Raw genomic sequence first — 21,693 nt, 5'->3', positions numbered from 1 at the left:
GGCCTTCGTGGGGGCGGGCCGGCGTCAGACGGACGCCGAGATGGTCTGGATCACGCGGTCGCGCTCCGCGTCTTCGCCGTACGCGTCGAGGTGGACCTCACCGGCGGCGAGGACGACGACCCGGTCGGCGACCTCCAGGACCTCGTCGACGTCGGCGGACAGGACGAGGACGGCCGAGCCCTCGGCGGCCAGGGCGCGCGCCCGGCGGCCGATGTCGCGCCGCGCGCCGATGTCCACGCCTCGGAACGGCTCGTCCAGGATGAGGACACGGGGGGTCTCGGCGAGCCAGCGGCCGACGACGACCTTCTGCTGGTTGCCGCCGGACAGCTCCTCGACGGTGCTGTGCTCGTCGCGGGTGACGACACCGAGGGCGTCGATCGTGTCGCGGCCGAGGGCGTCCTCCTTCGACCGGTTGACGAGACCGGCCCGGGAGAGGGACTTCAGGAACGGAAGCGATATGTTCTGCGCCAGCGACCAGCCGGGGACGAGGGCGTCGGCGTGCCGGTCCTCGGGGACCAGGTGGACGCCGGCGCGGATGGCATCGGAGGGCCGGCGGGGCGCGAACGCCTTGCCGTCCAGCTCGACCGCGCCCGTGGCGAAGGGCTCGGCGCCGAACAGGCCGCGGGCCAGCTCGGTCTTGCCCGCTCCCAACAGGCCGACCACACCGGTGACTTCGCCGGTGCGGATGTCGAGGTCGAGAGGTGCCCGGCCTTCGAAGAGGCGGACACCACGCAACGACAGCGCCACCTCGCCCGCGGCCCCTTCCCGCACCGGGCGCGCCGTCGTCGTCTCCTGGGCCTGGGCCAGCATCGCGCGCAGCGCCGCGTCCCAGTCGAAGGGCTTGGCCTGGTCCTCGGTGAGGAGACCGTCGCGCAGGACGACCAGCCGGTCGGCGAGCGCGTCGATCTCGCCGAGCCGATGGGAGACGTACAGCACGGCGATGCCGTCCTCGCGCATCCGCTCGACGAGCGCGAACAGCCGCTGCGCCTCGGTGGCGGAGAGCGCGGAGGTCGGCTCGTCGAGGATGAGCAGGCGGGGGCGGGTCGCCAGGGCGCGGGCGAGGATCAGCAACTGCCGGTCGGAGATGCCGAGTTCGGCGACGTCCTGCTTCAACACCGCGTCACTCCAGTCCAGTCCGAGACCGGCCTGGATCTCGCGGGCGCGGGCCAGCGTCCTGCGGCCGTTGAGAAACGGGTTTCCGCGTTTCTGCGCAAGCTCCTCGAAGACCAGGTTCTCGGCGACCGTGAGGCCGGGCACGATGCCCTCGCCGATCCGCTGGTGCACCGTCTGGATGCCCAACCGGCGGGCGGCGAGGGGAGAGTCGAGGGCGGCCCGGGAGCCGTCGACCCGCACCTCTCCCCCGTGGTCGGTGTGCACCCCGGACAGGATCTTGATCAGGGTGGACTTGCCGGCGCCGTTGGCGCCGAGCAGCGCGACCACGCTGCCCGGGGCGATGCCCAGCGAGATGGAGGCGAGGACCGTCTTGCCGCCGAAGGCCATGCTGACGTCGGTCAGGCCGACGGCCGGAGCCCCGGTGTCAGTGGGCGACATTCGAGATCCAGTCGGCGGTGGAGACCTGCGACAGGTTCAGCGCGGGCAGCGCCTCGCGCAGCTGGTCCATGTTCGCGATCTTCTTCTCGCGCAGGAAGTCCTGGGTGATGGCGACGGCCGGGAACTCGACGGAGGTCTTGTTCAACTGGCCGGCCAGCTCCAGGGCGGTGGTGCGGACGACGGCCGCGCCGACGGCGGACGGGTCGGTGCCCGCCGTGGCTACCCAGGGGCTGTCGGCGGCGGTCATCTGCTGGATGTCGGCGTTGGAGACGTCCGCGCCGAAGACCTTCACCTTGTCCTGGAGCTTCTTGTTCTGCACGGCGAGGACGGTGCCCTTGGCGAGCTCGTCGTAGGGCGCGAACACACCGGCCACGTCGGAGTGCTGGGTCAGCGCGGCGGAGACCAGGGGAACGTTGTCGGTGGCCGTGGAGTCGGTGACCTTGCCGACCTTGAACTGCTGCTTCCAGGCCTCGGAGGTCACCGTGGACTTCCAGACGGTGTCGCGCTTGTCGAGGGCCGCGTAGCCGGCCACGTTGACGTAGCCGACCTCGGCGTTCTTGCCGACCTCCTTGGCCATCACGTCGAGGACGGCCTGCGCCATGCTCGCGTCGTCCTGCTTGGTGGAGACGACGCCCTTGGTGGCGGTCTCCACGTCGTAGACGACGACCTTGATGCCCTTCTGCACGGCCTTGTCGATCTCCGGCTGGATCGTCGCCGGGAAGCCGTGGTCGATGATGATCGCCTTCGCGCCGGAGTTGATCGCCGAGGACAGGTCGGTGGCCTGCTTGGCGTTGTCGGCCTGGGCGTCGTACACGGTCAGGTCGATGCCGAGGGCCTTGGCCTGGGCCTTCGCGCCGTTGCCCCACTGCTCGAAGTAGTCGCCGGCGCCGCTCTGCCGGACCAGGGCCACCTTGACCGCGCCCGCGCTGAACGGGGCGGGCTTCTTGCCGGTGGCCGCCGAGGCCGAGGCGGCCGTGTCGCCGGTGTCCTTCGAGGCGTCCGTGGACTGCGCGCAGCCGGCGAGGACGAGGGCGGAGACGGAGGCCAGCGAGAGCGCGGCAAGAGGCAGACGAGCACGGGACATGAGGGGCTCCAGGTGCGGGGTGGTGCACAGAGGTGGGAGAGGGAGACAGGAGGTGCGCGCCCGGAGCCGGGGGACGGGAATGAGCCACCGGGAGAGGGCGGCGGGAGAACGCCCCGGGAACGGGGGCGCGTCGGAGCTCCGGGAGAGGTCAGCGACAGCTGGCCGTGGTCGACCGGAGCAGGTCCACGTACAGCCGCCGTACGAGCAGCAGCGTCTTCATACGCAGATCATGAGAACGTTTTCAGCCAGCCGTCAAAGGAATGGACATCAAATCTCGGTATGCGAGACAACAACAATGTCACAGTCGGTGTACACGCCATCGGGGGTTAGCCTTCGGCCAACCCCCGCTCTCTTTCCAGACTCCTGGAGTTGCTTCCATGACGCTGCTGACGACCTGGTCCGAGTCCGGCCCGGAGACCCTGGTCCGCCGCACCTTTGACCCGGCCGAGATCGCCGAGGCCCTCAAGCCGCTGGGCGTGCGCTACGAGCAGTGGCCGATCCGTGCGGACGTGCCGTTCGACGCGGACAGCGAGACGGTGTTCGCGGCGTACGGCCCGGAGATCGAGAAGCTGAACGCCGAGGAGGGCTTCACCACCGTCGACGTCCTCGGTCTGCACCCGAGCGACGACCCCGAGTTCCCGGCGAAGGCGAAGGCCGCCCGCGCGAAGTTCCTGCAGGAGCACACCCACGACGACGATGACGAGGTCCGCTTCTTCGTCTCCGGCTCCGGCATCTTCTACCTCCACGTGAACGGCGAGGTGCACGCGGTCTTCTGCGAGAAGGGCGACCTGCTGGGCGTGCCGCGCGGCACCACCCACTGGTTCGACATGGGCACCGAGCCCTCGTTCACGGCGATCCGCTTCTTCCACGAGGAGGACGGCTGGATCGGCAACTTCACCGGCTCGACGATCGCATCCCGCTTCCCGGACTACGACACGATCGCGGCGGGCTACGAGGCCGACAGGGCAACCGCGTGACGCTGCAGGGCCTGAGCCACGACGTGGACGCCGTGGTGCTCGACATCGAGGGCACCACGAGCGCCACGGGGTTCGTCGTCGACGTGCTGTACCCGTACTCGCGCGCCCGTTTCGCCGAACTGCTCACCGAGCGCGCCGAGGAGCCGGCGGTGGCCCGGGCGATCGCGCAGGTCCGGGAGCTGACGGGCGAGCCGGACGCCGACGCGGCGGCCGTCGAGAAGACGCTGAACGCCTGGCTCGACGACGACCGCAAGGCGACCCCGCTGAAGACCCTGCAGGGCATCGTCTGGTCCGAGGGCTTCGCCCGCGGCGACCTCGTCTCGCACTTCTACGACGACGTCGTGCCGCGGCTGCGTGCCTGGCACGCGGCGGGCGTGCGGCTGTACGTCTACTCGTCCGGTTCGGTGGCCGCCCAGCGGGCGTGGTTCACCAACAGCCCGGCGGGCGACCTGACGTCGCTCGTGTCGGGGCTGTACGACACCGAGAACGCCGGACCCAAGCAGGAGCCGGCCTCGTACCGCCGGATCGCGGAGGCCACGGGCATCGCCGGGCACCGTCTCCTCTTCCTCTCCGACCGGCCGGGCGAGCTGGACGCGGCCCGCGAGGCCGGCTGGCAAGCCGTCGGGATCCGGCGGCCCGGGGAGCCGTACTACGTACAGGGCGTCGGCGACCACGCGCAGGCGGGGACGTTCGACGAGATCACCATCCGCAATTCCAGGAGCACTTCATGACCGCCGACCTCACCGCCCTCGACCTGGAGGAGGCGGGGGCGGTCCTCGCCGCCGAGTCCGCACGCTTCGCCTCCTTCGGCTGGATGCGCGGCACCTCCGGCAACCTGTCGGTGGTGCTCACCCGCGACCCGCTACGCCTCGCGGTCACCGCGAGCGGCCACGACAAGGGTGAACTGACGCCCTCCGACGTGGTGTTGGTGGACGGCCAGGGCGCGGCCGTGGACGGCGGCAAGCCGTCCGCCGAGGCCGAGCTGCACGCGCGGGTGGCCGCGCTGACCGGGGCGGGCGCGGTCGTGCACGTCCACACGGTGGCGTCCGTGGCGCTGGGGCACCGGCACCCGGGCGGGATCGTCTTCAAGGACCTGGAGATGCTCAAGGGCGTGGGCCAGCCCGCGCACGACGTCGAGGTGACGCTGCCGGTCATCGCCAACAGCCAGGACATGAAGGTCCTCGGCGACCGGCTGGAGGCGGCGCGCGAGCCCCGCATGCCGGCCGTTGTCGTGGCCGGACACGGTCTGTACGTGTGGGGCGACAACCCGCGTCAGGCCCGTCACCACACCGAAGTGGTGGAGTGGCTCCTGGAGTTGGAGCTCACCCGGCGCTGATCACAGAGGCTGATCACAAAGACAGCGGCTGATCACAAAGAAGGGATCCCCGGGTGTCGGGGATCCCTTCTCGCTGCCTCGGGCCCGCTACTTCAGGTACTCACCGGGGAGTTGACCGGACGCCACTTCCAACACGCCCCGCTCGGTGACCAGTCCGGTCACCAGCCGTCCCGGCGTGACGTCGAACGCCGGGTTGTGGCCGCGCGACTCGGCGGGCGCCGTCCGGACCCCGCCCCACTCCAACACCTCGTCCTCGCCGCGGAGTTCTATGTGGATGGCGTCGCCGGTCGGCGTCGAGAGGTCGACGGTGGTGGTGGGAGCCGCCACCAGGAACGGGATGCCCGCGTCGGCGCAGGCGAGGGCCACGCCCACGGTGCCGACCTTGTTGGCGGTGTCGCCGTTGGCGGCGATGCGGTCGGCGCCGACGATCGCCGCGTCGACCTCGCCGCGCAGGATCGTGCCGGCCGCGGCCCCGTCGGCCTGGACGTAGTGCGGGATGCCCTCCTGGACCAGCTCCCAGGCGGTCAGGCGCGATCCCTGGAGCAGCGGGCGGGTCTCATCGGCGTAGACGACCTCGAGGCGTCCGCGCGCGTGCAGTTCACGGATGACACCGAGGGCGGTGCCCCAGCCGGCGGTGGCCAGCGCGCCGGTGTTGCAGTGCGTCAGGATCCGCAGCGGGCGGTCCTCGCCGGCCTTCGCCAGCAGCCAGTCCGCGCCGAACGCGCCCATCGCGCGGTTCGCCTCGACGTCCTCGCGCTGGACGGCGGCCGCCTCCGCGAGGACCGCGTCGATGCCCTCGTCGAAGCGGGTCATGACCCGGTCCACGCACACCATGAGGTTCACGGCGGTCGGGCGTGCCTCGCGGACGCGGGCGACGGCCTTGCGCGTCTCGGCCTCGGTCCAGCCCTCGCGCCCGCCCTGGAGCAGCGCGATCGCGACACCGTACGCGCCCGCCGCACCGATCGCGGGGGCGCCGCGCACGACCAGCCGCTGGATCGCGTCGACCAAGGAGTCCACATCGTGGACATCGACCGTCTCGGTGCGGTGCGGGAGGACGGTCTGGTCGATCAGCGCGAGGCCGGTTCCGGTCCACTGGACGGCGCGCAATTCCTGGGACATATCGGGACACTCCTGATGTTCCGGTGGTGTCGGCCACCGTACATGACCTGGGAGAACCATAGTTCGAGACAACCGGGCAGGTGTCCGGAAACGGGTGTTACAGTCCAGCACCCAGTCCGCAGACCGAGACGAAGGAGGAAGATCCGTGCTGCTGACCAAGCGCCGTTTCCTCGACTTCGGCCGGTGTGCCGGCGACGGCTGTCGCAGCTGAGCCCGTTCCCTCGGCCCGCACCACCACAGCCCCCTCAGCCTCACCTCACTCCCCCGTGCTCACCGTCGAGCGCGCCCCTTGGCATACCCGGAAGGTCCCCCGATGCCCCGCAGACACCGCCGCTCCCTGCAGTTCGCCGCGCTCGCGGCCGGTACCGCGCTTCTCGCCACCGCCTGCAACGCCGCCGCGAAGAAGGACGACTCCGCCGCGGGCGCGAGCGGTGGCAGCGGCAAGTCGTTCACCCTCGTCACCCCCGACGCCGTCGGCCAGAACGAGTTCCTGAAGCTCGCCGTCACCGGCGTCAAGGCCGCGGCGAAGGCGCACGACGGGACCGAGAAGGTCTACGAGTCCACCGACACCGCCTCCCAGCAGCAGAACGTGCAGGCCGCGGTGGACGCCAAGCCGGACGTGATCGTGCTGGTCGGCTTCGAGTTCGCCGACCTCGTCGCGCAGCAGGCCCAGAAGAACCCGAAGCAGCAGTTCCTGATCGTCGACGCGTGCACCACCAAGACCTATCAGAACGTCAGTTGCGCGGTCTTCCGGGAGCACGAGGGCGTCTACCTCGCGGGCGCCGAGGCCGGTCTGCTGAGCAAGTCCGGCAAGGTCGGCGCGGTGGACGTGCTCGACACGCCCCAGTTCCGCCGCTACAGCGACCCGTTCGCGGCCGGCGCCAAGAAGGTCGCCGCCAAGACGGAGACCTCCACCCGCTTCGTCGGCGGCCAGTCCCCGTTCGACGACTCGGCCCGCGCCAAGGAGCAGGCGAACACCCTGCTCTCCAAGGGCTACGACCAGATCATGGCGGCGGCCGCGGCCGGCAACTACGGCGTGTTCGAGGCGGCCAAGGCCAAGGGCGCGTTCGCGTACGGCGTGGACGTCAACCAGTGCACCTCGGCGCCCGGCACGGTCGTCGACAACGTGATCAAGCGCACGGACGTCGCCGTCGAGAAGGGCATCGAGTCGGTGCTGGGCGGCACGACCGGCACGACCGTCTCGTACGGCCTGAAGGAGGGCGGCATCAGCCTGACCGGTCTGGAGGACGGCGTGGACGCGTCGAAGTGCGTGATCGCCGACCACAAGGACGTGCTGACGAAGGTCGAGGCGCTGCGTGACCAGATCGTCTCCGGAGAGCTGAAGGTCGATGACCCGGCCGCAAGCTGACACCGAGGGCGTGACCGACGTGCCCGACGTCGCCGTCGAGCTCCGGGGAATCACCAAGCGGTTCCCCGGCACGCTCGCCAACGACGCCGTCGACCTGACCGTCCGCTGCGGCGAGATCCACGCCCTGATGGGCGAGAACGGCGCGGGCAAGTCCACGCTCATGTCGGTCCTGTACGGCATGGAGCGCGCCGACGCCGGCTCGGTCCGCATCGACGGGCGGGAGGTGCGCTTCGCGAGCCCCTCCGCCGCGATGGCCGCCGGGCTCGGCATGGTCCACCAGAGCTTCAAGCTGTTCGACTCGCTGGCGGTCGCCGAGAACGTCGTCTACGCCGCCGAGCCGCGCCGCTACGGTCTGGTGGACCGCGCCGCGGCCCGCCGCCGGGTGCGTGAACTCGCCGAGGAGCACGGGCTGGCCGTGGACCCGGACGCCCGGGTCGGTGACCTGCCGGTGGGTCTGCGCCAGCGCGTGGAGATCCTCAAGCTGCTGCACCGGGGCGCTCGTACGCTCATCCTCGACGAGCCGACGGCCGTGCTCACCCCGGCCGAGGCGGACGCCCTGTTCGCCGTGCTCAAGTCGCTGGCCGCGCAGGGCCGTACGGTGATCCTCGTCACCCACAAGCTGCGCGAGGTGCTGGAGGGCAGCGACCGCGTGACCGTGCTGCGGGACGGCCGGGTGGTCGCCCGGCTGGTCACCGCCGACACGACGGCCGGGGAGATCGCCGCTGCGATGACCGGCCGCGCGGTGGGACTGGACCGCGTCCACGCACCGGGCACGCATGGTGGGGCGGTGTTGTGCGTAACCGGTTTCGGCACGGATTCCGTCCACGATGTGGACCTCACCGTCCACTCCGGTGAGATCGTCGGCATCGCGGGCGTCGCCGGGAACGGACAGAGCGAGCTGGTCGAGGCACTGGCCGGGCTGCGGCCGGTCACGGCCGGCCGGGTCACCCTCGCCGGCGACGACATCACCCACGCCTCGGCCACCGAGCGCCGTGCGAAGGGCCTCGCCTACGTCCCCGAGGACCGGCACGCGGTCGGTACCGCTCCCGCCGCCTCGGTCGCGGACAACCTGGCGATGGGCCACCACCGCACGTCCCTCTCCTCCCGCGGCCTGCTGCCCCCGACGGCTGTGCGCGCGCACGCCCGGCGGCTGGTCGAGCGCTTCGGCATCAAGGCGGCGACCACCGAGGTGCCCGCCTCCGCGCTGTCCGGCGGCAACCTGCAGAAGCTGCTGATCGGCCGCGAACTCGCCCATGACGCACCGCTGTTGCTCGTCGAGCAGCCGACCCGCGGTGTCGACATCGGCGCCATCCAGAACATCCACGACCAGCTCGTCGCCTACCGCGACGCCGGTCACGCCGTCCTCCTCGTCTCGGCCGAGCTGAGCGAGATCCGGGGGCTCGCGGACCGGGTGCTGGTGATGTACGAGGGCCGGGTCACGGCCGCGTACACCAAGGACGAGGCGGACGAGCGGACGCTGGGACTCGCCATGGCGGGCGGCGCCGGCATCGCGGTGGAGGCCGTCGACTGACATGAACAAGCGGATATCCGGGGCCCTGCGCTCCCCCATCACCTTCTCCGTGCTCGCGGGTGTCGTCATCGGCGCGCTGTTCCTGGTCGGCACGGGCGCCGACCCGGTCGCCGCGTACGAGGCCGTGCTGACCGGCTCGCTCGGTGCCGACGGCATCGGCTCCACCCTGACCACCGGCACCAGCGTGCTCGGCCTGGCGCTCGCGCTGGCCATCCCGCTGCGCGCCGGGCTCATCAACCTCGGCGGCGACGGGCAGATGGTGCTCGGCGGCATCACCGCGGCCGTGACCGGCCTGTACTCGCCGCTGCCCGCGCCCCTCACCGTCGTACTCGTCCTGTTCGCGGGGATGGCGGCGGGCGCCGCGTACGCCGCGCTGGCCGCGCTGTGCGAGAACCACCTCGGCGTCCCGCTGCTGGTCAGCAGCCTGCTGCTCAGCTACCCGGCGGTCTCGCTCGCCTCCTACCTGGCGCGCTACCCGCTCAAGGAGCCCGGCTCCAGCCTGCCGCAGACACGGGCGCTGCCGGACGGGGTGGCGCTGCCCGCGTTCGGCGACTCGACGGTCACCCTCGGGCTCGTCCTGGTGGCGATCGCCGCCGCCGCGTACTGGTTCACCGACCGGCGCACCGCCGTCGGCTACGAGATCCGCATGACGGGCCTCAACTCCCGCTTCGCCGCCTACGCGGGCGTCGAACGCCGGGGCCTGACACTGAAGCTGATGTCGGTCTCCGGCGCCCTCGCCGGACTCGTGGGCGCCATCGGCGTGCTGAGCTTCCCGTACCGCTTCGTGGACGGCTCGCTCACTGCCCCCGGCTACACCTGGACCGGTCTGACCGCCGCGCTGCTCGCGACGGCCGCCCCGCTCGGCACGGTGATCGCCTCGTTCTTCTTCGCCGTCCTCCAGGTCGGCGGCCTGGCGATGGAGCGGACGACGGAGGTGCCGCGCGAGCTGACACAGATACTCCAGGCCGTCGTCATCGTGTTCCTGGCGGCCCGGCTGCGCTTCCCCAGCCGGTGGTTCAACCGTGGGAAGGAGGCGGTGTGATGTTCCTCGACTCCGATCTCCTCATGTCGGCGCTGCGCGCCCTCACTCCGATCCTGCTGGCGGCCCTCGGCGGCGCGCTGTGCGAGCGGGCCGGGGTCTTCAACATCGGCCTCGAAGGCATGATGCTGATGGGCTGCTTCACCGCCGTGGCGACGAGCTGGTTCACCGGCAGCCCCTGGCTCGGCGTCCTGGCGGCTACCCTCGCGGCGGCCGCGTACTCGCTGATCCTGGCCGTGGGAGCCGTCACCCTGCGCGGCGACGCGGTGGTCCTCGGCATCGCCATGAACCTCCTGGCCGTCGGCCTGACCAGCTTCCTGCTGCGGACGGTCTTCGGCGTGCAGGGCACCTTCGACGACCCGTCCCTCGCCGGGCTGCCGCTGATCGGCGGCTTCACGCCGCTGGCGTACCTCTCGTGGGCGGCGGTCGCGGTCGCCGCACTGCTGCTGTCGCGGCATGTGTGGGGGCTGCGGCTGCGCGGGGTCGGCGAGGCACCCGACGCGGCGGCCACGCTCGGGGTGAGCCCGGCGCAGTACCAGTACGGCGTGATCCTGCTGTCGGGTGTGCTGTGCGGGCTCGCGGGCGCCCAACTCTCCCTGGGCAACGTCACGTTGTTCACCGAGAACATGACGGCGGGCCGTGGTTGGATCGCTGTCGTGGCCGTCATGCTGGGCCGCGCCGCGCCCCTGGGCGTCCTGCTCGCCGCGCTGCTGTTCGGGCTCGCCGAGGCGGCGGGCTTCCGTCTCCAGGGTCTCGGCCTGCCGCAGCAGGCGACCGACGCCGCCCCGTACGTCGTCACGCTCGGCGCCCTGTTCCTCACGACGGCCCGCCGCCGTCGCCGTCGCCGTCCCTCTGGAGCGCGCTCATGACGCAGGACCTCCTGCCCATCACCCGCATACCCCGCACCGGTCTGCCCGCGCACGCCGTGGTCGTCGGCGACCCGGCGCGCGCGGCGGCCGTCGCCGCGCTGCTCGACGGCGCCGAGGAGGTGTCGTACCACCGCGAGTACCGGGTGTTCAGCGGGAGCTGGAAGGGCGTGCCGGTCGTCGTCGCCTCGCACGGGGTGGGCGGGCCGGGCGCGATCCTGCTGTTCCAGGAGCTGGCGGACGCGGGCGTGCGCACCTTCCTGCGGTTCGGCACGGCGGGCGCGATGAAGCCGGGCATCGGGGACGGCGACCTGGTCATCGCCGAGGCAGCCGTCCGCGACGACGGCGTCACCCACCAGCTGCTGCCCCCGGAGTACCCGGCGGTGGCCGCGCCGGAGGCGGTCCTCGCCCTGCAGCGCGCGGCCCGCGAGGCCGGCGCCCCGCACCACCGGGGCGTCGTCTGGACCCGGGCGGCCTTCCAGCCGGGCCTGCTCCCGCTCTTCTCCTACGCCGGCGCCGGCCTCGCCGCGATCGAGATGGAGCTGTCCGCGCTGCTGGTCACGGCCTCGCTGCGCGGCCTGGTCGCGGGCGGGGTGCTGGTGATCGACGGGGCGAACGCCGACGAGCTGGTCGACGAGGAGGCCACCGGCGGCTACGACCCGCACCGGGAGGTCGTCGCGGCCGGCGTCGAGCGCTGCGCGGTGGTGTCGCTGGAGGCGCTGCGGCTGCTGGCGGAAGGGGAGCAGGCGTGAGCATCGACCTGCTGGTGCACGGCGGTGACGTCCTGACGATGGACGACGCGGGAACCGTCGTACGGGACGGAGCGGTCGCCGTCCACGAGGGCGAGATCCTCGCCGTGGGCCCGGCCGACGAGCTGCGCGAGCGCCACACCGCCGTCGAGGAGATCGACGCCGACGGCTGTCTCGTCCTGCCCGGGCTGGTCAACACGCACACCCACCTCGCGATGACGCTGCTGCGCGGTCGGGCCGACGACGTCACCCTCCAGGGTTTCCTGGAGCGGGTGCTGACGTGGGAGGCGGAGCTGCTGGCGCCGAAGAACGTGGCGGCGGCGGTGCGGCTGGCGGTCGCGGAGAGCGTCCGGGCCGGGGTGACGTCGGCGCTGGACATGTACTGGTTCCACGAGGCGGCCGAGCAGGCGGCCCGCGAGGCGGGCTGGCGGCTGCACACCGGGCCCACCTTCATGGACGTGCCCGAGCCGCCGGACGGCATCGCCTACGAGGACCGGCTCGCGTGGGCGCGGCGGGACCTGGCGGCGCGCGGGGCGGCGGGGAACGGGTACCGGCCGGTCGTCTTCGCGCACTCCGCCTACACCCTCTCCCCCGGGCAGCTCACCGAAGTCTTCGCGCTGGCCCGGGAGTTCGGGGCACTGGTGCACATCCACGCGGCCGAGAACGCCACCGAGGTCGCCACGGTCGAGGTGAAGTACGGCAAGCGGCCGGTGGAGCTGCTGGACTCCCTCGGGCTGCTCGGCCCCGATGTGCTGCTCGCGCACGCCGTCGACCTGACCGGCCCGGAGATCGCGGCGCTGGCCCGCACGGGCACGGCCGTCGCCCACTGTCCGGTGTCCAACCTGAAGCTGGGCTGCGGGATCGCGCCCGTGCCGCGGCTGCGACGCGCGGGCGTGACGGTGGGGCTGGGCACCGACGGGGCCGTCAGCTCCAACTCGCTGGACGTGCTGGGGGCGGTGCGGCAGGCGGCGCTGGTGCACAAGGCGGGCGGCGACCCGACGGCGGTCGGCGCCGAGCAGGCGGTACGGATGGCGACGATCGAGGGCGCGCGGGCGCTGGGGCTCGGGGAGCGGCTCGGTTCGCTGGAGGCGGGCAAGCGGGCCGACCTGATCGTGCTCGACCTGGACGCACCGCATCTGCGGCCGCGCCACGACCCCTGGTCGACGCTCGCGTACGCGGCGCACTCGGCGGACGTGCGGGACACGGTCGTCGACGGGCGGGTGCTGATGCGCGGCCGTACGCTCACGACGCTCGACGAGCCGGCCGTGATCGCCGATCTGGAGGCACTGCTCTGATCTGCCCTCATAATGGCGCTGAGACATCCGATGTCTGAATCCGGTGTCTGGATCCGATGTCTGGACGCGATGTCTGGACCCGATTCTGGGCGATGAGCGACAGGGAGGCCGGTCATGGCAGTCACCGACGAGGCGATCGAGAAGATCAAGGGCATGATCGTCTCGGGCGCGCTGCGCCCCGGGGAGCGGCTGCCCAAGGAGAGTGAGCTGGCCGCCGAGCTGGGCCTGTCCCGCAACTCCCTGCGCGAGGCGGTGCGCGCCCTGTCGCTGATCCGGATCCTGGACGTGCGCCAGGGCGACGGCACGTATGTCACCAGCCTGGACCCGCAACTGCTCCTGGAGGCGCTGAGTTTCGTCGTCGACTTCCACCGCGACGACACAGTCCTGGAGTTCCTGGCGGTGCGCCGCATCCTGGAACCGGCCGCGACGGCGATGGCCTCGCTGCGCATCAGCGAGCAGCAACTGGACGCACTGGACTCCCAGTTGGACAAGCTCGGAGCGAACCCGTCGGTGGAGGAACTGGTCGCCTGCGACCTGGAGTTCCACCGGGGCATCGTGCAGAGCGCCGGCAACTCGGTGCTGTGTTCGCTGCTCGACGGGCTGTCCGGGCCCACCACCCGGGCCCGGATCTGGCGCGGCCTGACGCAGGAGGACGCCGTCTCCGGCACGCTGCGCGAGCACCGGGCGATCCTGGCGGCCCTGCGCGACCGGGACGCGGAGGCGGCACGCTCGTGGGCGACGGTGCACATCGCGAGCGTGGAGCAGTGGTTGCGGTCCTCGCTCTGACAGGCGCCCGGTGGGGGTGTTCGGGGGTGGCGAACGGGGCAGTGATCCGTTCACTCCCCCGTGCAAGGGGGCTGCGGGCGCCCCCGCAGAACGCCGTAAGGTTGGGTGGTCAAGCGAGGGCACGTCGGAAGGAGGCACTGGGTGATCGAGCTCGAGGGGGTTCCCGAGCTGATCGACCCGGTCATGGTGGCCGCGTTCGAGGGCTGGAACGATGCCGGCGACGCCGCCTCCACCGCGGTCGGGCACCTGGAGCGGGAGTGGAAGGGCGAGGTGTTCGCGGCACTGGACGCCGAGGACTACTACGACTTCCAGGTGAACCGTCCCACGGTGTGGATGGACGCCGGCGTGCGCAAGATCACGTGGCCGACCACGAGGTTGTCGGTCGTCCGGGTCGGCGGGGAGAAACCCCGCGACCTGGTGCTGGTGCGCGGTATCGAGCCGTCCATGCGCTGGCGTTCGTTCTGCAACGAGCTGCTGGGTTTTGCGCACGAGTTGGGCGTGGAGCTGGTCGTCATCCTGGGCGCCCTGCTCGGTGACACCCCGCACACGCGTCCGGTGCCGATCAGCGGGACGACGTCGGACGCGGACCTGGCGCAGCGGATGGACCTGGAGGAGACCAAGTACGAGGGCCCCACGGGCATCGTCGGCGTCCTGCAGGAGGCGTGCACACACGCGGGGGTGCCCGCGGTCAGCCTCTGGGCGGCCGTGCCGCACTACGTCTCGCAGCCACCGAACCCGAAGGCGACGCTGGCCCTCCTCAACCGTCTGGAGGACCTGATCGACGTGCGCATCCCGCTGGGCGAGCTGCCCGAGGACGCGCGCGCCTGGCAGGTGGGCGTGGACCAGCTGGCCGCCGAGGACACCGAGGTCGCCGAGTACGTTCAGACGCTGGAGGAGGCCCGGGACACCGCGGAGCTGCCGGAGGCGTCGGGCGAGGCGATCGCCCGCGAGTTCGAGCGGTATCTGCGGCGGCGGGACGGCGGCGGACCGCCCGACCCGGGTGAGCGCACCCGGCCCCCGAAGCCGCCGAAGCCGATCGGTGAAGTCGGGGAGATCGGGGAGATCAGCAACTCCTCCGACACCTCCGACACCTCCGACGAGGACGATTCGTCGGAGGACTGAACGGGCCGAAATGCCTGGCAGACCTGGCAGGGGCGGTGCGCGTCGGCGCACCGCCCCTGCCGTGTCAGAGCGCCACGCCGAGCAGCGCGTCCACGGCCCGGGACACGACGCCGGGGGCGCCGATGTCCGTGCCGCCCTGCTCCTGCTGGAGCGCGGCCCAGCGGTCGACGGCGGCCAGCGCGGCCGGGGCGTCGAGGTCGTGGGCGAGGGCCTCGCGGATCTCGTCGACGAGCGCCTCGGCGGGCGGCCCGTCGGGCCGGGAGACGGCGGCCCGCCAGCGCTCGAGGCGGGCCTCGGCGTCGACGAGGACCTGGTCGGTCCACTCCCAGTCGGCCCGGTAGTGGTGGGCGAGGAGGGTGAGGCGGATGGCGGCGGGGTCGACGCCGTCCCGGCGCAGCTGCGAGACGAAGACGAGGTTGCCCTTGGACTTGGACATCTTCTCGCCGTCGAGGGCGACCATGCCGGCGTGGACGTACGCCTTGGCCATGGGGAACTCGCCGGTCAGCACCTGGGCGTGGGAGGCGCCCATCTCGTGGTGCGGGAAGGCGAGGTCGGAGCCGCCGCCCTGGACGTCGAAGCCCATCCCGAGGTGGTCGAGGGCGATGGCCACGCACTCGATGTGCCAGCCGGGCCGGCCACGGCCGAGCGAGCCGCCGTCCCAGCTGGGCTCGCCCTCGCGGGCGGCCATCCACAGCATCGGGTCGAGCGGGTTCTTCTTGCCCGGGCGGTCCGGGTCGCCGCCGCGCTCGGCGGACAGCAGCCGCATGGCCGCGGCGTCGAGGTTCGAGACCTTGCCGAAGTTCGGGTCGGACTCGACGGAGAAGTAGATGTCGCCTTCGAGGTCGTAGGCGGCGCCCGCGTCCCGCAGCCGCTCGACGAGCGGGACGATTCCGGGTATCGCCTCGACGGCGCCTATGTAGTGCTGCGGCGGGAGCATCCGCAGGGCCGTCATGTCCTCGCAGAAGAGGGTGGTCTCCTTCTCGGCGAGGGCGACCCAGTCGACGCCGTCGCGTTCGGCCCGCTCCAGCAGCGGGTCGTCGACGTCGGTGACGTTCTGGACGTAGTGGACCTGCCGCTTGGTGTCGAGCCACACGCGCTGAACGAGGTCGAACGCGTTGTAGGTCGCCGCGTGACCCATGTGGGTCGCGTCGTACGGCGTGATGCCGCAGACGTAGATACGGGCGACGGGACCGGGGTCGAGGGAGACCAGACCGCCGGTCGCGGTGTCGTGGATCCTCAGGTCGCGGCCCTGACCAGGCAGGGCGGGGACCTCGGAAGCGGGCCAGGCATGCATGTCATGAGCCTAACCGGACGGAAGTTGCGTATACGAACCGGAGCAGGCCGGATGGCCGGGAAGGCGCTCTTGCGCGGTTCCGGCCGATGTGAGCGATGTCTCTGCACCGGCGGCTGCACCCGGGGCTACACCGGGGGCCAGGGGATCGCCGGCCACTCTCCGCTCGGCTCCGGATGCTTCCCGGAGTCGAGCAGCGCCCCGGCACGCGCGCGCGTGGCGTCGAGTTCGGCGGGGGTGATGAGCGCGGCCAGGGTGACGGCCAGCCGCCCGCCGGGCTCCAGGGCGCCGGTGAGGGCCTTGAGGGCCGTGACGGCCTCAGCGGTCAGGGGCTCCCCCGCCCAGCCCCACAGGAGCGTGCGCAGCTTGTTCTCGGCGTTGAAGGTGACTCCGTGGTCGATGCCGTAGAGCCGGCCGTCGGCGGTGGGCAGCAGGTGGCCGCCCTTGCGGTCGGCGTTGTTGATCACCGCGTCGAGGACGGCGAGCCGGCGCAGCCGTTCGTCGTCGGCGTGCACCAGCAGCGCGGTACGGCCCTCGCCGACCTCGGCGAAGCCGATCGCCTTCCAGCCGGGATCGGGCTCCTCCCCGTCCACGAGGGCGAGCAGTTCCGCTTCGGGTGCCGTCTCGATCCACAACTGGCACATGCCCTCGCCGTACGGCCCCTCGCGCAGCACGGTGGGCGGGACGAGGCCCCAGCCGGTCGCCTCGGAGACCTCGTAGGCGGCGACCTCGCGCTGGGCGAGGGTGCCGTCGGGGAAGTCCCACAGGGGTCTCTCCCCGGCGACCGGCTTGTAGACGCAGGCGGCCTCGCGGCCCTCGTGCGTGACGGTGCAGTACAGGGCCGCGTTGGAGGCGTCGCGGATGCGTCCGCGGACGGTGAGCTCGCCGTGCGCGAGGAGTTCGTACGATGCGGCGGAGGCGGGGTCGGTGGCCGTCACGCCCCCCGGCGGTATCCGTTCTGGCGCGGACATACGTGTCCTTCCGGGTCGAGCGGGAGGCTGCACAGCGGGCACGGCGGCCGGCCGGCGTTGACGACGTCGAGGGCTCGCTTGGCGAAGGCTCTCGCCTGCGCGCCGGTGAGCCGGACCCGCAGCATCGGGGGCCCGTTCTCCTCGTCCTGGAGGAGCCTTTCCTCGGCCTCGGCGAGATCCTCCTCGGAGTCCGCGTCGAGCTCCACGAGGGCCTGCGCCTCGACGATCATGCGCTGCTCCTCGCCGTCCCAGGCGAGGGCCATGGTGCCGACCCGGAACTCCTCCTCGATCGGGGTGTCGAGGGGCGCCGTGTCGGTGTTCTCGGCGGGCGACACGGCGGGCACCGGGGCGCTGCCGCCGCTACGGCGTACGACCTCGTCCAGCAGCTCGTCCATGCGCTCGGCGAGCGCGGCGACCTGGGTCTTCTCCAGGGCCACGCTGGTCACGCGGGCGCCGGCGGTGGCCTGGAGGAAGAAGGTACGGCGCCCGGGCAGTCCGACCGTACCGGCCACGAAGCGGTCCGGGGGGTCGTAGAGGAACACCTGACGGGACACGTCCTGTCTCCATGGGAATCGTGGGTCATCGTGGGTCGGGAAAGCGGTGGGGGAACGTCCGTGCCTGTACGCGCGCGTACATGGACCGCTTCACCCTACTGCGGCCGACGATCACGGTGCGCCCGCACCGCCCCCGACCTCGGCCTCCCCCGCGGGGGGTTCCTCGCGCGGCGCGAGCGAGGCGAAGTCGCCGGTGTCGCCGAGGCGCACGAGAAAGGGGCGCAGCCGGGTGTAACGGATCGCGGTGATGGAACACGGTTCGACAGAGATCCGCTGGAAGAGGTCGAGATGAAGTCCGAGCGCGTCCGCAACGAGCGACTTGATGATGTCGCCGTGCGAGCACATCACGTAGACGGCGTCGGCGCCGTGGTCGCGCTCCACGCGCGCGTTCCACTCGCGTACCGCCTCGGCGGCACGGGTCTGCATGGCCCTCATGGACTCGCCGCCGGGGAAGGCCGCCGCGGAGGGGTGCGCCTGCACGACCTCCATCAGCGGCTCGTCCATCAGCTCGGCGAGCTTGCGGCCGGACCAGTCGCCGTAGTGGCACTCCCCGATCCGCTCGTCGCTGTGCGCGCGCAGGCCGGGACGGGCGTCGAGGAGGGGCTGAATCGTCTCCTGGCAGCGTTGCAGGGGGCTGGCGACGACCTCGGCGATCGGCAGCCCCTCCAGCCTGCCGGGCAGCGCGGCGGCCTGCGCGGCCCCGCGCTCGTCGAGGGCGACGCCGGGCGTCCAGCCGGCGAGCACTCCGGAGGTGTTGGCGGTGGACCGGCCGTGCCGGACGAGGATCAACGTGGGCATGCGGCCCAGCGTAGGCGCACCACGGGGTGCGGCTGCCGTTGTACGGCGGGAGAATGCGCTCCGTGATCGTCGACTGTGCCATCTACCGCGACGGGCGCCGCACGGAGGGACCCGCGGACTTCTCCCACGCCCTGGCGCAGTGCCGGGGCGGCGGCGACGCGTTCGTCTGGATCGGGCTGTACGAGCCCACGGAGCCGGAGTTCGACCAGGTCGCGGAGGAGTTCGGGCTGCACCCGCTGGCCGTCGAGGACGCCCTCAACGCCCATCAGCGCCCCAAGCTGGAGGTGTACGACGACTCGCTGTTCGTGGTCCTCAAGCCCGTGGGGTACGAGCCGAAGAGCGACATCGTCTCCTCCGGCGAGGTCATGGTCTTCGTGGGCGACTCGTTCGTGGTGACCGTGCGGCACGGCGAGGAGGCGCCCCTGGGGGCCGTACGACACCGTCTGGAGGAGGAGCCCGAGATGCTCCGGCACGGCCCTACGGCGGTGCTCTACTCGATCGCCGACGCCGTGGTCGACCACTACGTCGACGTGGCGGGCGAGTTGGGGACCGACCTGGAGGAGCTGGAGGCGGAGGTGTTCTCTCCGACCGGCGGGGGCTCGCGGCACACGGCGTCGCGGATCTACTCCTTCAAGCGGCAGGTCCTGGAGTTCCGCCGGGCGACGGGCCCGCTGGCGCAGCCCCTGGACCGGCTCGCGGGCGGGGGCCTGTTCGGCGTGCGCGTGCCGTTCGTACACGAGAAGGCGCAGCCGTTCTTCCGCGACGTCAGCGACCACCTCACGCGCGTGAACGAGGCCGTCGAGGGACTGGACCGGCTGGTGTCGGACGTCCTCTCGGCGCATCTGGCGCAGATGAGCGTCCGGCAGAACGACGACATGCGGAAGATCTCCGCGTGGGCGGCCATGGCAGCGGTCCCCACGATGATCGCGGGGATCTACGGCATGAACTTCAGGCACATGCCCGAGCTGCACTGGGGGTGGTCGTATCCGGCGGTGATCCTGCTGATGACCGGCCTCGAGATGGCGCTGTACCGGCTGTTCAAGCGGCGCGGCTGGCTCTAGCAGCGTGACGGGCTTCAGCGGCGTGACGGGCTTCAGGAGCGCGGCCGGCTTCAGCGGCAGGAAGGCCGGGGGCGCTCGGCCGGTTCAGGCGAACCCGGGTGCCTTGGTGGCCGGGCCGCCGAGCGCGTCGCGGTGCTCGGGCATCGTCAGGGAGACCATCCGCCGCCAACCGGCGAACCGCTCCCACGCGTACCGGGCGTGGATGCCGGCCGCGAGGACGGCCGACCTGGCCCTGGGCCAGCCGAGGATACGGCCCATGCGGGCCATGACGGCCAGGCTGACGTCCCGGTGGATCCTGATCTCGGCGAGCGCGCACGCGCGCAGCGTCCGCTGGATGACGCGGCCGTGTCCCACGCGCGCGAAGCGCAGCAGTTCCTCGTGGCAGTAGGCGAGGTGGTTGTCCTCGTCGTGGGAGATCATCTTCACGGCGCGCCCGATGTCGGGGTGGTCGGCGAAGTGCCTGCGCAGCAGCTCCATCTGTTCCGAGGCGCGCTGTTCGGTGACCCTGCTGTGGGCGAGGTAGACGACGACGTCCTGCACGCTCAGCGGCCGGTCGGTCCTGAGCCGGTCGTGGGCGAGGCCGATGCCGTCCCGCTCCAGGAGCATCGTGTAGTCGGTGTCCGGCGGAACGGGCACGGGTTCGAGGCCGCGCTTCCTCATCAGCGCGTGGAAGATCCGCCCGTGTTTGTCCTCGTCGGCGCCGTGGCGGGCGATCTTGGGGGCGAGGTCGCGTTCGCTGTGCGGGACGAGCGCGGCGATCCGGGCGTTCTCCCAGCCGCCCTGCGACTCACCGCCGGCGGCGATGGAGCAGAAGAGCGCGAAGGACTCGTCGTTGTCGATGATCTCCTGGAACAGACTCTTCGCCGAAAGCATGCAAATGAGTCAAATGCGGCACGACAGACGCCGCAACACCTGTGTCCGACGACTCCGCCAAAAGGCGGACGTCCCGAAGCACGACGAGGGCGTAACCGCGCGCGTCCCGGCGCGTTGTTCCCCGTGACGGCCGTGGCGGGGAAGACCCCCGAGCCCCCACCACGGCCGCTGAACTCCCCCTCCTACGCCAGGCCGGCGAGCTCCAGGGCCTGCGCGCCCGCCCGCAGCGAGGCGAGACGCTCGTCGAGGGTGAAGCCCGCCGGGGCGAGCGTGAGGGTGGTGACGCCGGCCGCCGCGTAGGCCTTGATCCGGTCGGCGATCCGCTCCACCGAACCCAGCAGCGTCGTCCGGTCGATCAGCTCGTGCGGGATCGCGGCCGCGGCGCCCTGCTTGTCGCCGGACAGGTACTTGTCCTGGATCTCGGCGGCCGCCGCCTCGTACCCCATCCGCTGCGCGAGCTGGTTGTAGAAGTTCTGCTTACGGCTGCCCATGCCGCCGACGTACAGCGCGGTGTAGGGGCGGAAGGTGTCGGCGAGCCGCTCGACGTCCTTGTCGTCGCCGACGGCCAGCGGCAGCGTCGGGCAGATGTCGAAGCCCTCCAGCGTCTTGCCGGCCTTCTCGCGCCCGGCCCGCAGGTGCTTGACCGCGGTGTCCTCCAGGTGGTCGGCGGACGAAAAGATGAGCAGCGCGCCGTCGGCGATCTCGCCGGTCTGCTCCAGGTTCTTCGGCCCGATCGCGGCGATGTACAGCGGGATGTGCTCGCGCTCAGGGTGCACGGTCAGCTTGATCGGCTTGCCCGGGCCGCCCGGCAGCGGCAGCGTCCAGTGCTCGCCGTCGTACGACAGACGCTCCCGCGTCATCGCCTTGCGGACGATCTCGACGTACTCGCGCGTGCGGGAGAGCGGCTTGTCGAACTTGACGCCGTACCAGCCCTCGGAGACCTGTGGGCCGGAGACGCCGAGGCCGAGGCGGAAACGGCCGCCGGAAAGGGAGTCGAGGGTGGCCGCGGTCATCGCGGTCATCGCGGGCTGGCGCGCGGGGATCTGGAAGATGGCCGAGCCGACGTCGATCCGCTCGGTCTGCGCGGCGACCCAGGTGAGGACGGTGGCCGCGTCGGACCCGTAGGCCTCGGCGGCCCAGCAGACGGCGTATCCGAGGCGGTCGGCCTCCTGGGCCACGGCGAGGTTGTCGCCGTCCATTCCGGCACCCCAGTAGCCGAGGTTGATCCCGAGCTGCATGGCCGATTCCCCTTACTGATCAGTAACGACGCTGTTGCGAAGACAGTAGCGCGCGGGCGGCCGCCGGGTCAGGCCGCGGTCCC

At 71.8% G+C, this 21,693-nt stretch carries 21 protein-coding genes; 12 read left to right on the top strand and 9 right to left on the bottom strand.

From position 1 onward, the window contains the following. Positions 1-24 precede the first annotated feature (24 nt). Positions 25-1,551, bottom strand: a complete 1,527-nt coding sequence (locus B5557_RS35690) for a sugar ABC transporter ATP-binding protein (protein WP_079663351.1) — start codon at positions 1,549-1,551, stop codon at positions 25-27. Continuing rightward, positions 1,538-2,635 carry a substrate-binding domain-containing protein gene (locus tag B5557_RS35685; RefSeq protein ID WP_079663350.1) on the bottom strand — a complete coding sequence of 366 codons (1,098 nt, stop codon included), beginning with the start codon at positions 2,633-2,635 and terminating at the stop codon, positions 1,538-1,540. The genes B5557_RS35690 and B5557_RS35685 overlap by 14 nt, the downstream gene beginning before the upstream one ends. 377 nt (positions 2,636-3,012) lie before the next feature. On the opposite strand from B5557_RS35685, the gene B5557_RS35680 reads away from it, so the two are divergent. Genes B5557_RS35680 through mtnB form a run of 3 tightly spaced genes read left to right on the top strand, consistent with a single transcriptional unit; the run spans position 3,013 to position 4,948 of the window. Further along, on the top strand, positions 3,013-3,612 hold the full coding sequence (locus B5557_RS35680; protein ID WP_079663349.1) for a 1,2-dihydroxy-3-keto-5-methylthiopentene dioxygenase: 600 nt from the start codon (positions 3,013-3,015) through the stop codon (positions 3,610-3,612). Beyond that, entirely contained in the window at positions 3,609-4,343 is a 735-nt protein-coding gene (gene mtnC / locus B5557_RS35675; RefSeq protein ID WP_079663348.1) for an acireductone synthase, read from the top strand. The genes B5557_RS35680 and mtnC overlap by 4 nt, the downstream gene beginning before the upstream one ends. After that, complete coding sequence (mtnB, locus tag B5557_RS35670) at positions 4,340-4,948, top strand: methylthioribulose 1-phosphate dehydratase (protein ID WP_079663347.1); 609 nt, start codon at positions 4,340-4,342, stop codon at positions 4,946-4,948. Before mtnC ends, mtnB begins: the two co-directional genes overlap by 4 nt. Positions 4,949-5,035: 87 nt before the next feature. On the opposite strand, the gene mtnA is transcribed toward mtnB, so the two are convergent. Then, a complete protein-coding gene (mtnA, locus tag B5557_RS35665) occupies positions 5,036-6,067 on the bottom strand; it encodes an S-methyl-5-thioribose-1-phosphate isomerase (protein WP_079663346.1) in 1,032 nt (343 codons plus the stop codon). Between the two features lie 313 nt (positions 6,068-6,380). Here mtnA and B5557_RS35660 point away from each other — a divergent pair, with 313 nt between their 5' ends. The 8 genes from B5557_RS35660 to B5557_RS35625 all read left to right on the top strand — a co-directional run bounded on the left by B5557_RS35660 (position 6,381) and on the right by B5557_RS35625 (position 14,824). Continuing rightward, entirely contained in the window at positions 6,381-7,436 is a 1,056-nt protein-coding gene (locus B5557_RS35660; RefSeq protein WP_079663345.1) for a BMP family ABC transporter substrate-binding protein, read from the top strand. Beyond that, entirely contained in the window at positions 7,417-8,967 is a 1,551-nt protein-coding gene (locus B5557_RS35655) for an ABC transporter ATP-binding protein (protein WP_079663344.1), read from the top strand. Before B5557_RS35660 ends, B5557_RS35655 begins: the two co-directional genes overlap by 20 nt. Before the next feature lies 1 nt (position 8,968). After that, entirely contained in the window at positions 8,969-10,009 is a 1,041-nt protein-coding gene (locus B5557_RS35650) for an ABC transporter permease (RefSeq protein ID WP_079663343.1), read from the top strand. Beyond that, positions 10,009-10,875: an ABC transporter permease gene (locus B5557_RS35645; protein ID WP_079663342.1), complete on the top strand. Its 867-nt coding sequence runs from the start codon at positions 10,009-10,011 to the stop codon at positions 10,873-10,875. The genes B5557_RS35650 and B5557_RS35645 overlap by 1 nt, the downstream gene beginning before the upstream one ends. Beyond that, the gene (locus B5557_RS35640) at positions 10,872-11,624 is read left to right on the top strand and encodes a nucleoside phosphorylase (protein WP_079663341.1); all 753 of its coding nucleotides are present in this window, start codon (positions 10,872-10,874) and stop codon (positions 11,622-11,624) included. The genes B5557_RS35645 and B5557_RS35640 overlap by 4 nt, the downstream gene beginning before the upstream one ends. Beyond that, on the top strand, positions 11,621-12,916 hold the full coding sequence (locus B5557_RS35635) for an amidohydrolase (RefSeq protein ID WP_079663340.1): 1,296 nt from the start codon (positions 11,621-11,623) through the stop codon (positions 12,914-12,916). The genes B5557_RS35640 and B5557_RS35635 overlap by 4 nt, the downstream gene beginning before the upstream one ends. Before the next feature lie 114 nt (positions 12,917-13,030). Then, a complete protein-coding gene (locus B5557_RS35630) occupies positions 13,031-13,702 on the top strand; it encodes a FadR/GntR family transcriptional regulator (protein WP_079663339.1) in 672 nt (223 codons plus the stop codon). A 141-nt stretch (positions 13,703-13,843) separates the two neighbouring features. Further along, on the top strand, positions 13,844-14,824 hold the full coding sequence (locus B5557_RS35625) for a PAC2 family protein (protein WP_079663338.1): 981 nt from the start codon (positions 13,844-13,846) through the stop codon (positions 14,822-14,824). Positions 14,825-14,888: 64 nt separating this feature from the next. Here the strand turns inward: B5557_RS35625 and mshC are convergent, their stop codons facing one another. From mshC to B5557_RS35605, 4 genes are all read right to left on the bottom strand, one after another. Continuing rightward, positions 14,889-16,118: a cysteine--1-D-myo-inosityl 2-amino-2-deoxy-alpha-D-glucopyranoside ligase gene (gene mshC, locus B5557_RS35620; RefSeq protein ID WP_079663337.1), complete on the bottom strand. Its 1,230-nt coding sequence runs from the start codon at positions 16,116-16,118 to the stop codon at positions 14,889-14,891. A 125-nt stretch (positions 16,119-16,243) separates the two neighbouring features. Continuing rightward, entirely contained in the window at positions 16,244-17,086 is an 843-nt protein-coding gene (locus B5557_RS35615; protein ID WP_079663336.1) for an SCO1664 family protein, read from the bottom strand. Next, a complete protein-coding gene (locus B5557_RS35610; protein ID WP_079663335.1) occupies positions 17,050-17,640 on the bottom strand; it encodes a DUF3090 domain-containing protein in 591 nt (196 codons plus the stop codon). Before B5557_RS35610 ends, B5557_RS35615 begins: the two co-directional genes overlap by 37 nt. A 111-nt stretch (positions 17,641-17,751) precedes the next feature. Next, positions 17,752-18,438 carry a histidine phosphatase family protein gene (locus B5557_RS35605; RefSeq protein WP_079663334.1) on the bottom strand — a complete coding sequence of 229 codons (687 nt, stop codon included), beginning with the start codon at positions 18,436-18,438 and terminating at the stop codon, positions 17,752-17,754. 62 nt (positions 18,439-18,500) lie between these two features. Here B5557_RS35605 and corA point away from each other — a divergent pair, with 62 nt between their 5' ends. Then, on the top strand, positions 18,501-19,499 hold the full coding sequence (gene corA / locus B5557_RS35600) for a magnesium/cobalt transporter CorA (RefSeq protein WP_079665178.1): 999 nt from the start codon (positions 18,501-18,503) through the stop codon (positions 19,497-19,499). Between the two features lie 84 nt (positions 19,500-19,583). Here corA and B5557_RS35595 read toward each other — a convergent pair whose 3' ends face one another. Both B5557_RS35595 and B5557_RS35590 read right to left on the bottom strand, forming a co-directional pair. Then, complete coding sequence (locus tag B5557_RS35595) at positions 19,584-20,372, bottom strand: hypothetical protein (protein WP_079663333.1); 789 nt, start codon at positions 20,370-20,372, stop codon at positions 19,584-19,586. A 182-nt stretch (positions 20,373-20,554) separates the two neighbouring features. Next, positions 20,555-21,610, bottom strand: a complete 1,056-nt coding sequence (locus B5557_RS35590; protein ID WP_079663332.1) for an LLM class F420-dependent oxidoreductase — start codon at positions 21,608-21,610, stop codon at positions 20,555-20,557. Positions 21,611-21,693 lie beyond the last annotated feature (83 nt).

The organism is Streptomyces sp. 3214.6 (assembly GCF_900129855.1).
GTDB classification, from domain to species: Bacteria; Actinomycetota; Actinomycetes; order Streptomycetales; family Streptomycetaceae; genus Streptomyces; species Streptomyces soliscabiei.
The sequence above is the reverse complement of the archived record's forward strand: the minus strand, read 5'-3'. Positions and strand labels throughout refer to the sequence as shown.

What these genes read in the sequence shown, in the direction of transcription:
- B5557_RS35690 (WP_079663351.1), bottom strand. Translation starts at nt 1,551, where the DNA reads ATGTCGCCCACTGACACCGGGGCTCCGGCCGTCGGCCTGACCGACGTC.
- B5557_RS35685 (WP_079663350.1), bottom strand. Translation starts at nt 2,635, where the DNA reads ATGTCCCGTGCTCGTCTGCCTCTTGCCGCGCTCTCGCTGGCCTCCGTC.
- B5557_RS35680 (WP_079663349.1), top strand. Translation starts at nt 3,013, where the DNA reads ATGACGCTGCTGACGACCTGGTCCGAGTCCGGCCCGGAGACCCTGGTC.
- mtnB (WP_079663347.1), top strand. Translation starts at nt 4,340, where the DNA reads ATGACCGCCGACCTCACCGCCCTCGACCTGGAGGAGGCGGGGGCGGTC.
- mtnA (WP_079663346.1), bottom strand. Translation starts at nt 6,067, where the DNA reads ATGTCCCAGGAATTGCGCGCCGTCCAGTGGACCGGAACCGGCCTCGCG.
- B5557_RS35660 (WP_079663345.1), top strand. Translation starts at nt 6,381, where the DNA reads ATGCCCCGCAGACACCGCCGCTCCCTGCAGTTCGCCGCGCTCGCGGCC.
- B5557_RS35655 (WP_079663344.1), top strand. Translation starts at nt 7,417, where the DNA reads ATGACCCGGCCGCAAGCTGACACCGAGGGCGTGACCGACGTGCCCGAC.
- B5557_RS35650 (WP_079663343.1), top strand. Translation starts at nt 8,969, where the DNA reads ATGAACAAGCGGATATCCGGGGCCCTGCGCTCCCCCATCACCTTCTCC.
- B5557_RS35645 (WP_079663342.1), top strand. Translation starts at nt 10,009, where the DNA reads ATGTTCCTCGACTCCGATCTCCTCATGTCGGCGCTGCGCGCCCTCACT.
- B5557_RS35640 (WP_079663341.1), top strand. Translation starts at nt 10,872, where the DNA reads ATGACGCAGGACCTCCTGCCCATCACCCGCATACCCCGCACCGGTCTG.
- B5557_RS35630 (WP_079663339.1), top strand. Translation starts at nt 13,031, where the DNA reads ATGGCAGTCACCGACGAGGCGATCGAGAAGATCAAGGGCATGATCGTC.
- mshC (WP_079663337.1), bottom strand. Translation starts at nt 16,118, where the DNA reads ATGCATGCCTGGCCCGCTTCCGAGGTCCCCGCCCTGCCTGGTCAGGGC.
- B5557_RS35615 (WP_079663336.1), bottom strand. Translation starts at nt 17,086, where the DNA reads ATGTCCGCGCCAGAACGGATACCGCCGGGGGGCGTGACGGCCACCGAC.
- B5557_RS35605 (WP_079663334.1), bottom strand. Translation starts at nt 18,438, where the DNA reads ATGCCCACGTTGATCCTCGTCCGGCACGGCCGGTCCACCGCCAACACC.
- B5557_RS35595 (WP_079663333.1), bottom strand. Translation starts at nt 20,372, where the DNA reads ATGCTTTCGGCGAAGAGTCTGTTCCAGGAGATCATCGACAACGACGAG.
- B5557_RS35590 (WP_079663332.1), bottom strand. Translation starts at nt 21,610, where the DNA reads ATGCAGCTCGGGATCAACCTCGGCTACTGGGGTGCCGGAATGGACGGC.